Source organism: Ruminococcus sp. RTP21484sp1_RTP21277st1_D2_RTP21277_210401, assembly GCF_040924225.1.
In the GTDB taxonomy this organism is placed as follows: Bacteria; Bacillota; Clostridia; order Lachnospirales; family Lachnospiraceae; genus Blautia_A; species Blautia_A faecis.
Genome location: NZ_JBCOMJ010000009.1, coordinates 1 through 15116, shown reverse-complemented (window position 1 = coordinate 15116; position 15116 = coordinate 1). Strand labels below are relative to the sequence as shown.

The 15116-nt window shown below is 41.8% G+C and carries 9 protein-coding genes and 3 pseudogenes; all 12 read left to right on the top strand.

The features are described from left to right. Positions 1–17 precede the first annotated feature (17 nt). Positions 18–419 (top strand): hypothetical protein, encoded by a 402-nt coding sequence (locus AB5706_RS07935; RefSeq protein WP_117639526.1) that lies wholly within the window; start codon positions 18–20, stop codon positions 417–419. 11 nt (positions 420–430) lie between these two features. After that, positions 431–1006 carry a hypothetical protein gene (locus tag AB5706_RS07930; RefSeq protein ID WP_151190353.1) on the top strand — a complete coding sequence of 192 codons (576 nt, stop codon included), beginning with the start codon at positions 431–433 and terminating at the stop codon, positions 1004–1006. Between the two features lie 280 nt (positions 1007–1286). Then, on the top strand, positions 1287–1652 hold the full coding sequence (locus AB5706_RS07925) for a hypothetical protein (RefSeq protein ID WP_173770151.1): 366 nt from the start codon (positions 1287–1289) through the stop codon (positions 1650–1652). Then, positions 1645–2130 (top strand): hypothetical protein, encoded by a 486-nt coding sequence (locus AB5706_RS07920; protein WP_117639532.1) that lies wholly within the window; start codon positions 1645–1647, stop codon positions 2128–2130. The genes AB5706_RS07925 and AB5706_RS07920 overlap by 8 nt, the downstream gene beginning before the upstream one ends. Before the next feature lie 671 nt (positions 2131–2801). After that, positions 2802–8744 (top strand): SpaA isopeptide-forming pilin-related protein, encoded by a 5943-nt coding sequence (locus AB5706_RS07915; RefSeq protein ID WP_173770152.1) that lies wholly within the window; start codon positions 2802–2804, stop codon positions 8742–8744. A gap of 85 nt (positions 8745–8829) precedes the next feature. Continuing rightward, positions 8830–8970 (top strand): hypothetical protein, encoded by a 141-nt coding sequence (locus AB5706_RS07910; RefSeq protein ID WP_173770139.1) that lies wholly within the window; start codon positions 8830–8832, stop codon positions 8968–8970. Next, positions 8951–9235, top strand: a complete 285-nt coding sequence (locus AB5706_RS07905) for a hypothetical protein (protein ID WP_158422086.1) — start codon at positions 8951–8953, stop codon at positions 9233–9235. The genes AB5706_RS07910 and AB5706_RS07905 overlap by 20 nt, the downstream gene beginning before the upstream one ends. Further along, on the top strand, positions 9216–9734 hold the full coding sequence (locus AB5706_RS07900) for a PcfB family protein (protein WP_330382937.1): 519 nt from the start codon (positions 9216–9218) through the stop codon (positions 9732–9734). Before AB5706_RS07905 ends, AB5706_RS07900 begins: the two co-directional genes overlap by 20 nt. 77 nt (positions 9735–9811) lie before the next feature. After that, positions 9812–10612, top strand: a pseudogene (locus AB5706_RS07895) (type IV secretory system conjugative DNA transfer family protein); the annotation flags it as partial. Between the two features lie 697 nt (positions 10613–11309). Beyond that, positions 11310–13220 (top strand): group II intron reverse transcriptase/maturase, encoded by a 1911-nt coding sequence (gene ltrA, locus AB5706_RS07890; RefSeq protein WP_113998925.1) that lies wholly within the window; start codon positions 11310–11312, stop codon positions 13218–13220. Positions 13221–13352: 132 nt separating this feature from the next. Further along, positions 13353–13859 (top strand): annotated as a pseudogene (locus tag AB5706_RS07885) (type IV secretory system conjugative DNA transfer family protein); the annotation flags it as partial. Positions 13860–14673: 814 nt separating this feature from the next. Then, a pseudogene (locus tag AB5706_RS07880) lies at positions 14674–15116 on the top strand (group II intron reverse transcriptase/maturase); the annotation flags it as partial.

Here is a 15116-nt window from a genome sequence, read left to right as displayed (position 1 = left end):
TAAAACGGAGGAAGAATATGAAAACAATCAAAAAAATATGGAGCATATTATTAGTATGTGGACTGATTTTGGTGCCGACGATTAGTGTTTCAGCAGCAGAACAGGAGCCGGAAAAGGTTGAAGTTTCATTTTTTAATGAAAATGGCGAGGAAGTTAGCGTATCAGAGGAAATAGCAGATTCTTTTATGGAACAGTTGGATGTTGATAAAGAGGTAAACATTGTCTCAGATAAAAATTTAAGAGCTTCCTGTACGCATATTCCATGCAATCAGGTTAAGACAACTCTTTATGGTCATGCGAAAGTAAGTCCTACTGAATGCTGGGTCTATACCAAAAGAGTTATTATGTGCAAATGCTGTGGCGCTGCTCTAAAGAGTCTTTCTGATTGGCAGTTTGCATATTCACATGCACCACATTAGGAGGAAGAAATATGAGAAAAATTAAGCGTTTATGTGGTTTATTCATTTGTTGTTGTGTTGTAGTAACCAGTTCTGTGACTGCATTTGCGGCAGAGAAAGTTAAAGAGCCCTTTGCAAATTTAGAAGTTGTGACTGACAAAGAAACCATTAATGAAATTGTTTCAGAGAATCCCAGAATTCAAAAGTATTTAGACCAAAACGAAGTATTTGCCGATCTTGAAATTATCACAGATCAGAATGAGATTGAAAAAATCTGGGAAGAAAATCCAGATGTGAAGACACTGATGAAGTCAAAAGAATATTACTATCTCGCATATGTAAAAGGAAATGGTGTTCGTTTAAGAAGCACACCGAGCACTTCCGGAGTAATTAATGGGTTATTGTATGAAACCAGAAAAGATTGGGTTTTGTTAAATGATAATTATTCTTTGAATGAAAACTATATTTGGTGGCAGGTGTCTGACAGCTCAATCGGTTATCCGGGATGGATCGTGAATGACTATATCTATTTAAGTGCTGCCCAAAGTGCAGGAAGAGCAGTTACGGTACCAGAGATTGACTTTGATACATTAAAATTTGTTCAGTAGGTTATTTTCTTTGAAAAAGATAAATATACGTATGCTTAATGTAAAGAATAACAACTGATAATTCTACGATTGGAGGTAGCGATAATGTTCAGATTTAATAAAAACCATATAAAGATGGATATGAAAAAAAATTAGAAAAGTAATGAGCATATTTTTGGCTTGTTGTTTGTTGTTGTCGATAAATTTTGAAACAGTATTTGCTTCCGACATAGAGACAAATACGAATGCTGATATAATGTCTCTCGATGGACCTTCTACGACATTTGATGGACGTCTGTTTTTGGATGAAAACGGTAACTATTCAGGGCAACTTCGTAGTGGCTTTACAACGGTAACATGTGTCCTGAGTGGAAGAACTGGTGGAATTCCTACCTTATATACGATTTATATTCGTTGGCAAGGTTCTAATGCGGTTCAAGCGTTAAGGGCTGATAACCTATATATTGTAGGTGATTCACAATATTATAGTAAAGGTTTTCTTATTGATGGATTATCTGCAACACAAGGATATCGTTCAATAGGTACTTGCGTGATTCCTGACACTGAAGAAAGTGTATATATTTCAACAAATAATCTCCGATGCTATTTTTACAACGAAGATTATTGGATTAAATTTAATGAAATAGGTGGATGGGTTGATGTGTAAAAAAGTTTTAATAAATCCAGAGACAGAATCGTTTATAAATGACTTAAAACGAGAATATAATAACAGCATTGTAAAACCGTATAAGAAAACAAGAGATGTTCTTGAAATTCTTATGAAAAAATTTGTTTTATATCAAAAAGTATCCATACAAAAGATGGACGCTATAACACGTGCCACGTTGGAAACTTTACCAATTAAAAATTTAAATGTGTCAGATATTTATATAGTTAAAGACAATGAAATAAGCCATAGTTTCTATTTGTATTTTCATAGCAGATATGCATTAGAACCTTTTCTTTGTGTTGTGTATGATAATGATACGGATAGACTATATAGTAATTGTGCCATGCTTGAAATGTATATTACGATTCTTCATGGAATAGATGTTGGTGAAATAGAAACTGATTCTATAAAATACCATAATTATCTTAATACGTTATATTCATATAATGAATGTAAAAAAGAGACTGAATACTAAAGAATGTACATTGGTAGACACATTTAAGGAAAGTAGAGGTATATTGGTTGATTCTACATATCTTGATTGGGCTAATTAAAAATTAATGTGAATAATGATTACGGGAGAGAATTGTTTTTTATGCAGTTCTCTCCCGTTTTTTGTATCAAATACGCTAGTGTTGTTTTAACAATTCTCTTTAATAATGCTGGTGTTTGTTGCGATAGAAAACACACTGACAATTCTTTGAAATCCATATAACAAAAAATTTCTATAAACGGTCAATTTTTACCCTCTCCAGCCTGCGATTAGTGAGAGGGTATTTTCTTATTTCAAAAATCCCTTTATATGTACCTTGATAATTTCATAGCCTGCCTGAATAGATACCCGGCATGGAGTGGGCATTCTGCCCACCCTTTCGGAGAAAACGCTGCGGAAAGAAAACCGGAGCAGGGAACGGGTTCAGGATGAGAACAGGAAAAACGCTCAATAAAAAAACAGTCCGGTTACGGGCTGTATAACAGTAGATACCATGCAGGGAAGTTCCGCTTAGGGAAGTTCCCTGTATTCATGTACTGTTATGGGCAGTACAAGTAAAAAAGGAGGTAAAGAGATATGGGAACTTAGGAAAAATTTTTGAAACAGGACAGTATTAGAATGGCAAAAAACAAAGAAAGAGAGGTACTTAGCGAATGAAAGGGAAATCAAAGAGAATCGTATCGGGATTTCTCTCGGCATTGACAATCATTTCTTCTATTATGCAGCCAGTTACCACTTATGCGGCAGAAGCGGAGCCAGCGGCTTACGAAGCAGAATATCCTGACATGGAAAAAGTAAAGGGTGCCCTTGCTGAAGATGAGATTGTAACGGCGGAAGATTATGAAGTAGAAGCAGGAACGGGTTTTGACGTGAAAAGTGATTTCTCAGGAATGAAGATTCATCCGGAAAAAGTAAAGGTCACGTACCACGAGGCAAAGAACCAGAATGGACAGGCATTTGATGGAAATAAAGCAGATACGTATCATGCAGTGTATTTTGTAGAGCCTGTCAGTGGTCATCCGTCTTATCATGTGCAAAGAAATATTGTGGTAAGAGAGCCGTCAGCGGAAATCCATAAAGAGAAAAATGCACAGGATTCTGACGGAAATGATCAGACCGGGGGAGAGGATGCAGAGGAAGGCGAGACGGACTCGCATAAGAAAAAACTTTCGGAAACAGAACTGAATCAGGCATTAGAAGCATTAAAAGGGCAGGACACTTATGATGAGGAAAGTGGCCTGAAACTTTTAGATGTTATGGAACAGTTTAAAAACCATATGATTGCAGGGAATGTGGACCTTTTGGCATTGGAGGAAGGAGAAACGGTTACTTTTACTGCATACAATCCTAAAATGCTGCGTTCATCACAGGTAGAGGTAAGTTCCGGCGGCTGGTATTATTATGCAGACTATGGTCTGGGTTCCTACCTGACTTGTCCGTTTACCGTAAAGTTTGGAAGCGTGACGGCAACCGCATACTGCATCCAGCCGTCAAAGCCGGGACCGGGCAGCGGAGTATATGAAATTACAAAACTGGGAGACGGCAAAGAATTGTCCAAAGTGTGTTATTATGGGACAAATGCAAGCGGAGAGGATTGTTTTTTTGATAAGAAATATCCCGATTTTTCAGCCGGAAAAAGATTTGTCGTGACACATCTTGCGGCATCCTATGCAGAGGGAAGTGAAGATGCTTTTTATGGGGCGAATGATACCGGAATCGCATTGGCAAAAGAATTATATAGTTATGCGGTCAGCCAGCCGGAAATCCCGGATGCGGCTATGGCATTTTCAGATGACAAAGTAACTGCTTATGTAGATGGAAATATCCAGAGAACAAAAGAAGTAACGTTTCAGGCAGACAGCAGACAGTCCATTACCATGAAACTGCCAAAGGGCGTAAAGTTTCATAACGTATCCACAGGAAAAATCAGCAATGCAGGGGCAGATGTTGTAGTAAAAGGAGGTACAACGTTTTTTCTTTCAGCGCCGTTGACCCAGACGGAAGATGTGGGACAAAACTGGTCTGCAAAGATGAAAGGAAGCATAACAAAGGATTATTCTGCTTATAAAATTACCACAGGTTCCGATACGCAAAATCTGGCACTGGTTTTTGGAGAGGGAATAGAGGAAGAAACTACGGCTTCTTTTCAGGTTACATGGCTGGAACTTGCAAAAGTTCAGGTTGTAAAAGTAGATTCTGAAAAAGAGGATGCGAAACTGTCCGGTGCAGTGTTCGGCATTTATAAAGATAAAAACTGTACACAGCTTATCAAGGAGATGCCAAAGACAGATAAGAACGGTACGGCCTCTGTGGAAATTGTGAAAACACAAGATACGGTATATTTAAAAGAGATTACGGCACCAACCGGGTATCGTATCAATACATCCGCATATAATGTGAAACTTGTAGCAAATCAGTCTACTTCTGTAACTGTTCCGGATAAAGAACAGCTTGGAGAGCTCACTGTATATAAAGAGGGACAGGTATTGACGGGTGCAGATTTAAGCGAGAAAGGCATTGTGTTCCGCTATGAGAAACGCCGACAAAAAGGTGCTGTTTATTCTGTATATGCAGGAGAGGATATAATGACCGCTTATGGGGCACAGGTATATAAGAAAGGCGAGCTGGTAAAAGAGCATCTGGTAACGGGAGATAACGGTGCGGCAGTATTAAAAAATCTCCATCTCGGAACTTATATTGTGAAGGAAATGCAGGCACCAGAAAACTTTTATAACGCAAAAGAAGAAAAGACAGTGACGTTATCTTATGCAGGGCAGAATGCAGAAGCGGTATTTTCAGAGACTACTTTTATCAATGACAGACAGAAAGCAAAAGTATCCGTGGTAAAGAAAGATAAGGATACAGAAAAACCTTTGGATGGCGGTATTTTCGGTTTGTATGCCGGAAATGATATTGTAAACGCAGACGGCATTGTGGTTGTGAAGAAAGGTTCTCTGATTGAAAAGGCAGTCACAGGTGAGGATGGGACAGCGATATTTACAGCGGATCTTCCGATTGGAAATTCTTACTATGTAAAAGAAGAACAGGCTCCGTCCGGGTATCAGAGAAATAAAGAAGATATATATTCTTTTAAATTTTCATATACCAATGACAGCGAAGCTGACGTTTCTTTCTCCCATACATTTGTAAATGAACGTGTGACAGCAAAGATTTTCCTGAAGAAAAAAGATGCAGAAACAAACAAAGCAGAACCGCAGGGCGATGCCACATTGGAAAAAGCAGTATATGGTTTGTATGCACGTGAAGATATCGTACATCCGGATGGGGCAACAGGTGTGATTTATAAAGCCGGGGATAAGGTGGCATCACTGACAACCAATGAAAAAGGGGAAGCAGTTGCAGAAAACCTGTATCTCGGTAAATATTTTGTGAAAGAAATTACACCGCCGACAGGTTATCTGACAGATAAAAATGAATATGATCTTGTCTGTGATTATGAAGGGGATTTAGTGGCTGTGGTGGAACGAAGCTGTACATCCTTAGAGCAGGTCAAGAAGCAGCCGTTCCAGATTATTAAGGCTGCAAATAACGGGAATACCGATGCAGCACTTCTTGAAGGCGCAGGATTTACTGCTTATCTGGTATCTTCTTTAACTGTGAAAGAAGATGGAACTTATGACTTTGATTCCGTTACTCCGGTGGTACTTGGAGAAAATGGGGCAACTGAAATCTTTACCGATAAAAAAGGCTATGCAGTATCCATTCCACTTCCATATGGAACTTATGTGGTAAGAGAGACAACGACACCGCATAATTATAAACCAGTGGATGATTTTATTGTAAGAATCACAGAGCATAAGCCGACAGAGCCGCAGGTATGGCGTGTGCTTTTGGATGATGAGTTTTCTGCCAAATTGAAAATCACGAAACAGGACGATGAAACAAAGAAAACAGTGCTGGCTGCTGGAACAGAATTTAAGATTTACGATATGGATAATGAGAAATATGTAGAACAGGTAACGACCTATCCGACTACTATTGTACATAAATCCTATTTTACCGATGCTGATGGATATTTAATCCTTCCGCAGAATTTGAAAATCGGTCATTATCGTATTGAAGAAGTGACAGCGCCCGATGGATATACCATCAACAAGAATTATGCGGAAATTAAAGTAGATAGCGATACTCTGTATCAGATTGAACCGGTTTCAGGAGATGCCATTATCGAAGTGGTTTATGAAAATCATCCGGTAAAAGGGGAACTTACAGTAGTGAAAAAAGGTGAAGTTCTGAAAGACTACGGAAAGGACTTCAAATATGAGATGGAAAACCTTGCCGGAGCAGTCTTTGCAATCTACGCTGCAGAAGATATTTATACTGCAGATTTTCAGAAAGACGATGCCGGAAACCGTATTTTAGAGTATGCCAAAGATACTTTGGTGGCAGAGCTTACAACAGATGAAACAGGAAGTGCCACAATCAAAAATCTTCCACTTGGAAATTACAGGGTTGTAGAAAAAACAGCACCGGATGGTTTTGTACATAACAAAGCAGAGCAGAATGTGCAGTTTGTCTATGTGGATCAGGATACTCCTGCCGTGGTGGAAAGCGTAGAGTTCATCAATGAGCGTCAGAAAGTGGAAATTTCCGTGGAAAAACAGGATGCGGAAAATGGCAGCACCATCGCCGGAGCAGAGTTTGGTTTATATGCAAAAGAAGACATCAAAGCCGGGGGAAAAGTGATTGTGAAAGCAGATGAGCAGCTTTGTACAGCCGTCACAGGCGAAGATGGAACAGCAATTTTTGAACAGAATTTACCATTTGGAAGCTACTATATCAAAGAATTACAGGCACCGGACGGATTTGTTTCTTCTGATGAGATTATCGAAGTGACTGTTTCTTATCAGGGTCAGGATGTAGAAGTTGTCCGCCTGAAAGAAATCTTTAAGAATCAGCCTACAACGGTTGAGTTTAGAAAATCTGACCTTACCACAGGCGTGGAACTGGATGGTGCAACTCTAACGGTTCTTGATAAAGATGGAAATGAAATTGATAAATGGACTTCCGTAAAAGGGGAACCGCATATCATCAAACGTCTGCATGTCGGGGAAACCTATATCCTGCGTGAAGAATTTGCGCCATATGGCTACTTAAAAGCAGAAGAAGTGGAATTTACAATCACGGATACTGCAGAGATTCAGAAAGTGGAAATGAAGGATGACGTTCCGATTGGACGTATCATCATCAACAAAAAAGGTGAATTCTTAAGTGAAGTGAGCTGGAATGACATGGTTGCAGGAGCAATGGATTCCATCTGGGGTTATGTGACAGGCTCTTTGAAAGACGTTACCTTTGAAATTTATGCCAGAGAAGATATTAAAGCCGCTGACGGAGAAAGTGATGATTATTACAAAAAGGATGAACTGGTAGCAACCATCAAAACCGATGAACTTGGCATTGCAAGAACCGATGACCTGCCGCTTGGAAAATACTATGTGGTAGAAAAAGAAACAGCCGATGGTTTTGTGTTGGACGGAGAGCCGAGAGACATTGATCTGACTTATCGTGATCAGGATACTCCGGTGGTAACTTTCGATTCTGAATGGCAGAACAGCCGTCAGAAAGCAAAAGTGATCGTAACCAAAAAAGAGAAAGATTCTGACCGTGTGCTGGAGGGCGGCGTATTTGCCCTTTGTGCCAAAGAAGATATTAAGAATACTGACGGTGATGTGCTTGTAAAAGCAGATACCATTATGGAGCAGAAAGCGACTGACAAGGATGGAAAAATCTTCTTTACTGCAGATCTTCCGGTAGGTGGCAGCTTCTATGTGAAGGAAGTAAAAGCACCTGCAGGTTTTGTTACGACAGAAGAAGTAAAAGAATTTACTTTCGAGTATGCTGGAGCGGATGTGCCGGAAGTTACTTTTGAGCACACCTTTGAAAATGAGGCAACTATCTTTGAAATCACAAAATCTGACCTTACCACAGGAGAAGAGTTACCGGGTGCAAAACTGGAAGTAACCGATCAGGACGGAACTGTGGTAGATGAGTGGACATCCGGTACGGAGCCGCACATTATCAAAGAACTGGAAGTCGGCAAAGAATATACTCTGACAGAAACACTTCCGGCAGATGGTTATGTGACAGCGGAAAGTATTACGTTCACTGTTGAAAATACTGCAGAAGTTCAGAAAGTGGAAATGAAAGACGATGTGACAAAGGTTGAGATTTCCAAAACGGATATTTCGGGGAAAGAATTGCCGGGGGCAAAAATGACGGTGCTTGATAAAGATGGAAATGCGGTGGAAAGCTGGACTTCTACAGACAAGCCGCATTATATGGAAAAACTTCCGATTGGAGATTATATACTGCGAGAGGAAACAGCACCGGAAGGATATCTGATAGCGGAGGATGTGGAGTTTTCTGTAAAAGATACCGGAGAGATTCAGAAGGTATCCATGAAGGATGAAAAGAAACCTTCGGAAACGCCGCAGACACCGCAGGAACCTTCAAAGCCGACAGACACACCGAAAACAGGTGATGATAGCAATATACGGCTGTGGCTGCTTCTTGCTGGTCTTGCATTGTGCGGAACAGGGGGTTCACTGTTCCTGTTAAAAAAGAAAAAATAAAAAAGAAATATTGGGTGTTTCCGAAGTGCTGGTCATTTTGGAAACACCCTGTTTTTTTGTTGATGGACGAAAGAGGTGTATGGAGATGATTGGAATTATTATCGGCGGAGCTGCAGTGGTCATAGCAGTTAGCCTATATTGCTGTATTCGTGTAGGGGCAGAGGAGGACAGGAGATTGGAAGAATTGGACAGGAGAGCAAAACAGGATGCAGAAGAAAGCGGATAATCAGAAATATGCAGAGGATAAGCCAAAGGACTGCTCTTACTGTTATTTTTGGAATAGCCGGAAGAATGGATGTTCCAAAGAAGAATGCTATTATCGGCTTTTGCCGGAGGAACCTTTTGAAGAGAAAGAGGAGACTTGGTGCTGTGAGGGATGCCCTTATGGAAGATATTCTCCTTGCATCGGGTACTGCCTGCAGAAGATTCTGCTGGAAATAAAACAGAAGAAAGCAGTCAGGGAGAAGGAAGGTGATTGTCTTGCAGGATGAAGTAAATGAAAAGGTGGTGTCTTTGTGTATACGGGGAGGGAAAATTTCTGCACAGATTTTAAAAGCATCGCTGCAGAAGCTGCTCAGGGAGATGGAACAGTCCCAAAAGCGGCAAAAAATTTCTGGAAAGGGGCAGAAAAAAGAAACCGTATATCATGGGAAACAGAGCATGGAAAAACTGAAAGCACACAATCAGGAGCTTTCTAATATTGAGGTTACAGATGGGAATATCCGGTCTTTTGAAAAATATGCCAGAAAATATGATATAGACTACTGCCTGAAGAAAGACAGGTCGGCAGAACCTCCGAAATATTATGTCTTTTTTAAGGCGAAAGAAGTGGATTCCATAACTGCCGCTTTTAAGGAATATACCGGATGGCAGTTAAAGAAAAGCAAAAAAGTATCTGTCCGGAAGAAACTGTATTTGGCAATGGAACGTGTGGCAAAGCACAGGCAGAGGGAAAAGATGAAACAGAAGAATCGGGGGCAGGAACATTGAGCAGGAAGCATAAAAAGAAGCCGGAGTCAGAAGTTATGACAGTTTTGAAAAAAATAGGACAGGACATTGCCGGACAGATGCCTGCGGTGGATAAGAAACGTCTGCTTATGATGAATATTCCCTATGTAATTGTTTTTTACCTGGCAGATAAGCTGGCATGGCTGTATCGGTTCTGTGTTGGGGAATCCGCAATAGAACGTCTGGGGGTGCTGTTTTTGAATTTCCAGATGGCGTTCTCAAATCCAATTCTCAGTCTCCATATCTTTGATATGGCAGTTGGGATGATTACCACTGTAGTGATTAAGGCAATGGTGTACCTGAAAGGGAAAAATGCAAAGAAATTCCGGCAGGGAGAGGAATACGGTTCTGCCCGATGGGGAAACCAGAAAGACATCGCACCTTTTATTGATCCAGTGTTTGAAAATAATATCCTTTTGACACAGACGGAACGGCTTACCATGAACAGCCGCCCGAAACAGCCTAAATATGCAAGAAACAAAAATGTAATCATTATCGGCGGTTCCGGTTCCGGTAAAACAAGGTTCTATGTAAAGCCGAATTTAATGCAGATGCCATCCAATGTTTCCTATGTTGTAACTGATCCGAAGGGGACGATTCTGGTGGAGTGCGGGAAAATGCTCCGCCGTGGTACACCGAAGATGAAAAACGGCAAGCCAGTCAGGGATAAACAGGGAAAGGTTATTTATGAACCATACCGGATTAAAGTGTTGAATACCATAAATTTCAAAAAAAGTATGCATTATAATCCCTTCCGCTATATCCGCAGTGAAAAAGACATCTTAAAGCTGGTCAATACCATCATTGCCAATACCAAAGGCGAAGGAGAAAAATCTTCCGAAGATTTTTGGGTAAGTGCGACTCGTTCGCAGACGGTAAAAAGTCTGCGCACGAGCAACGGTTTTCCGTTGTTCGGAGAACTGGTAGTTTGATAGGTGGAATGACGGGGTAACGCCCTGAAACGCCTACCCTTGATGGGCGTGCATTAGCTGTAATGGCTGGTGTACGAAGCCCCATGACAAAGGCTGAGAGTAACCGTAACCACTGCCTAAAGTGGTCGAAAGCGGTCTGGAGGCAGACTGTGTTACCTATAAGCCGAGAGTCTATAAGATACCTATGGTTAGAATGTTCGCTTTGGCGGGCGGACTGACGAACCTGCGAATGTACAGGTCTAAAAGAAGACCACGCAGAAATGTGTGGGTGCGTTAATGCGCAGTCGGTGTGGTTTAGTAGAAATTGATCCTACGAACGACCATGCTGTGTTACAGGCACAGGCAAGCCGACAGGTCTATAGCAGGAACCTATGGGTATGTATGAACAGATAGAACTATCGGAACGAGGAAAGGCAGCAGATTCCGCAAGGAATAGTCTGACGAAAAACAATAAGCAGACGAACTGCTGCTGAAAAGTAGTGGTCGAACCTATGATGTGCTTGCGTTATGTGAGCTACGGAGGAATGGCCACAAGTCGGTTGAGATAAGCAGGCATTATTCAATCCAACATAAGGATTCGAGTAAGACCAAAAGGGTCACTTTCGCAAAAAGGAGGTGATGCCTTATGCCAAAGAAAAACAAAACTCTATGTGTAGATGACTTACGTCATGCCGAGTATTACGGTATGCAGCCAGTTTTTGATGAACTCTATCATCGAAGTTTGGAGGGAGAAAATTTTACCGACCTTATGGATTTAATTCTGAGCCGGGACAACATTCTTCTGGCATATCGGAACATCAAAGCAAACGGAGGAAGCTACACAGCAGGAACAGACAACAAAAACATCAGTGACATCGGGTGTTTACCGCCCGAAACAGTTGCAGAGAAAGTGAGGTTTATTGTCACAGGAAGTCAGCACGGATACCGCCCAAAGCCGGTAAGACGCAAAGACATTCCGAAACCAAACGGAAAAACCAGACCGTTAGGTATTCCCTGTATCTGGGACAGGCTGGTACAGCAATGTATCAAACAGGTCATAGAGCCAATCTGCGAAGCGAAATTCAGCGACAACAGTTACGGCTTTCGCCCGAACCGTTCCGTGGAACACGCCGTGCAGAAAACTTACACCATGCTTCAACGCATGAACCTGCATTATGTGATTGAGTTTGATATAAAAGGATTTTTCGACAACGTAAATCACAGCAAGCTAATGCGGCAAATATGGGCAATGGGAATACACGACAAACAGTTGATTTTTATTATCAAGCGGATTCTGAAAGCACCGATTAGAATGCCAGACGGCACTACACTCATTCCAGACAAAGGCACTCCGCAAGGCGGTATCATTTCACCGTTGCTTGCCAATATCGTGCTGAATGAACTGGACAAATGGGTTGAGAGCCAATGGCAGAACCACCCTCTTGTAAAGGAATACGGGTATGAGAGGAAAATCAGAAACTCGATTACTTTTGACCGGAGCAAGGCATTCCTCAAAATGAGGAAAACAGGGTTGAAAGAAATGTATATCGTGAGATATGCAGATGATTTCAGAATTTTCTGCCGGAATAAAGAGGACGCTTTGAGAACGAAAGAGGCTGTAACGGCATGGATAACCGAGAGGCTGAGGTTGGAGGTATCGCCAGAGAAAACAAGGATAGTCAATGTTAGAAAACGCTATTCAGAGTTTCTTGGGTTTAAGATACGAGTCAGACCGAAAAGCAGGAAGTACATCGTGCAATCTCATATCTGTGACAAAAAGTTGGAACTGGAAAGGCAAAAACTGGTGGAACAGGCGAAACGAATTGCCCGACCTCCAGAGGGAAAAAGACCTTTGGACGAAATACGGCTGTACAATTCAATGGTTCTGGGAATACAGAATTATTTTCAACTTGCCACCTGCATCAGCATTGATTGCAGGAAAATCCACAGACAGGTCATGACAGTTTTAACAAATCGGCTCAATACAGAAACCGGGTGCAGACTTGTTCGAGAGGGCGGCGCAATGACCGAGAGCGAAAAAGAACGGTTTGGAAAGTCGGCAATGATACGGTATGTATCTGGAATCGACCAACCTATCTACCCTATCGCATACATCAAGAACAAGATACCGATGGCAAAGAAAGCGGCGGTTTGCAGTTACACGGTAGAGGGACGGGCATTGATACACACGAACCTAAGTATGAACTCATCTGTTCTATCAGGTTTGAGGAATCAACCGTCTATGGGGCGAAGCACAGAACTTACTGACAGCAGGATTTCACTATTCTCGGCTCAACGTGGAAAATGTGCGCTAAGTGGGGAACTCTTTGAAAATGCGGCTGACATAGTATGCTGGCTGAAAACACCGGCAGAATTGGGCGGCAAGGAACGCTATCGAAATATGATTTTGTTCCATAATAGATTTCTTCCACTCCTGCAAGAGTGTCCTAAGAATGAGCTAAAAGAGATAGCCGACACGCTCAAGGCAACAAAGGAACTGATGTTAAAAGTGAACAGTCTGCGCCAGCAGGCTGGTTTGTCCGCAATAGAAAACTAACATTTCATTTGGTGATTGATTAAATGCTTGTGAAAACAACCGATGGAACGCCGGATGCGGTGAAAGTCGCACGTCCGGTGTGGAGTGGGGGAAAATCCGGCGATAACTTCAAAGGATTACCTATCACTATAGGCCGAAAGGCTTCTGTATTGTGCCCTGATTGGGTACATCTATTATGAAGCACCGGAGGACGAACAGAATTTTGCCACACTGCTTGAATTTATCAATGCTTCTGAGGCAAGAGAGGATGATGAGGAATTTAAAAATGCGGTGGACGAGCTGTTTGAGGAATTGGAGGCAGAAAACCCGGAACACTTTGCTGTGCGACAGTACAAAAAATACAAACTGGCGGCAGGTAAGACAGCAAAAAGTATCCTGATTTCCTGTGGTGCGAGACTTGCGCCATTTGATATTGCGGAACTTCGGGAACTGACTTCTTATGATGAGATGGAACTGGATATGCTTGGAGACCAGAGGACGGCAATGTTTGTCATTATCTCTGATACGGATGATACCTTCAATTTTATTGTTGCGATTATGTACACGCAGCTTTTTAACCTGTTATGTGACAGGGCAGATGATGTACATGGAGGAAGATTACCTTACCATGTACGTTTGCTTTTAGACGAATTTGCAAACAGTGTGACACGTTCTACGCCTAAAACGGTGGGAATAACCGACAAAAGCGTAGCCTAAAGTCACAAACAATTAAATAAATGTGGTTTTAGAGAACTGCATAACTGAAATCTCAAATGACGGGGTAACGCCCTGAAGGGGATTCACTAATACTCCGAATAGCGTCAGCCGAATACAGACGGTTGGGGTTATAAGCTCGGGGAAGTCGTGCGAAGCACACCCTAACGCTTAATGGCGAGGAAAGATTCGTAGAGGTACGGGTTGTGTGTGACGGTGCGGGTGGGGTTGCCATATGGTTAGAATGACCAAAAAGGCGGTCTGACAAAGATTCCGAATGTACGGCTCTAAACGAATGGCTTGCAGAAATGCAAGTGTACCAATGGGTACGCAAGCGGGGCAAAGTAAAAGTTGTTAGTATGAAATGCCCTCTGTGTTTACAGGACACAGGTATCTTGAGGGATTCGCTCGAAGATAATGCTTGCAGGGCTAAAGGAACGACCTAAGTGGCAACAATCCTAAGTTATGCGGAACGTGGAAAGCAGCCAATACGGGAGCTGACTGTATCAGCGGAAAAAGCACCGTAGTTGTATCGAAAAGGAAAGGGATTGAAAGAGCCTTTCTATAATAAGTGCATTAGTGGCTGTGAGAGTAGAGGCACAGTACCTGTGAAGCCGTAACAATAAGCGGTGGAGGGATAGCCTCAAGCCGATACTAAGATTTTCTTTCATGCCTATATAGTAATCACCAAAATGGAGATTTTCATAGCTGTCGTGGTGCGACTAAGAAAAAATCATTCTCTGATAAGGAGCTGGTTACTATGGCAAAACGAATTGTAAACAAAGCAGAGCGAAATGCAGAAAGGTATGACGCTAAAGAAACAGGCTACCGATTATTTGAGGACAGCCAGAATGGAAAGACATTTGACAGGCTCATGCCGTTGATTGTGTCAGAGCAGAATATCATACTTGCATATCGAAATATCTGTAAAAACAGTGGGAGCAAAACTCCCGGCACAGATGGGAAAACGATTGTAGCGATACAGTCACTGCCCATCGAATCGGTCATTAAAACCGTCAGAAATAAGTTGAACTATTATCAGCCAAAAAAGGTTAGACGAGTTGAAATCCCGAAAGACAACGGAAAAACCCGCCCATTAGGGATTCCGAGTATTTGGGACAGACTGATACAACAGTGTATCTTACAGATACTGGAGCCGATTTGTGAAGCGAAATTTCATGAGCGGAACAATGGTTTCAGACC

What these genes read in the sequence shown, in the direction of transcription:
- AB5706_RS07910 (WP_173770139.1), top strand. Translation starts at nt 8,830, where the DNA reads ATGATTGGAATTATTATCGGCGGAGCTGCAGTGGTCATAGCAGTTAGC.
- AB5706_RS07905 (WP_158422086.1), top strand. Translation starts at nt 8,951, where the DNA reads ATGCAGAAGAAAGCGGATAATCAGAAATATGCAGAGGATAAGCCAAAG.
- AB5706_RS07935 (WP_117639526.1), top strand. Translation starts at nt 18, where the DNA reads ATGAAAACAATCAAAAAAATATGGAGCATATTATTAGTATGTGGACTG.
- ltrA (WP_113998925.1), top strand. Translation starts at nt 11,310, where the DNA reads ATGCCAAAGAAAAACAAAACTCTATGTGTAGATGACTTACGTCATGCC.
- AB5706_RS07915 (WP_173770152.1), top strand. Translation starts at nt 2,802, where the DNA reads ATGAAAGGGAAATCAAAGAGAATCGTATCGGGATTTCTCTCGGCATTG.
- AB5706_RS07930 (WP_151190353.1), top strand. Translation starts at nt 431, where the DNA reads ATGAGAAAAATTAAGCGTTTATGTGGTTTATTCATTTGTTGTTGTGTT.
- AB5706_RS07920 (WP_117639532.1), top strand. Translation starts at nt 1,645, where the DNA reads ATGTGTAAAAAAGTTTTAATAAATCCAGAGACAGAATCGTTTATAAAT.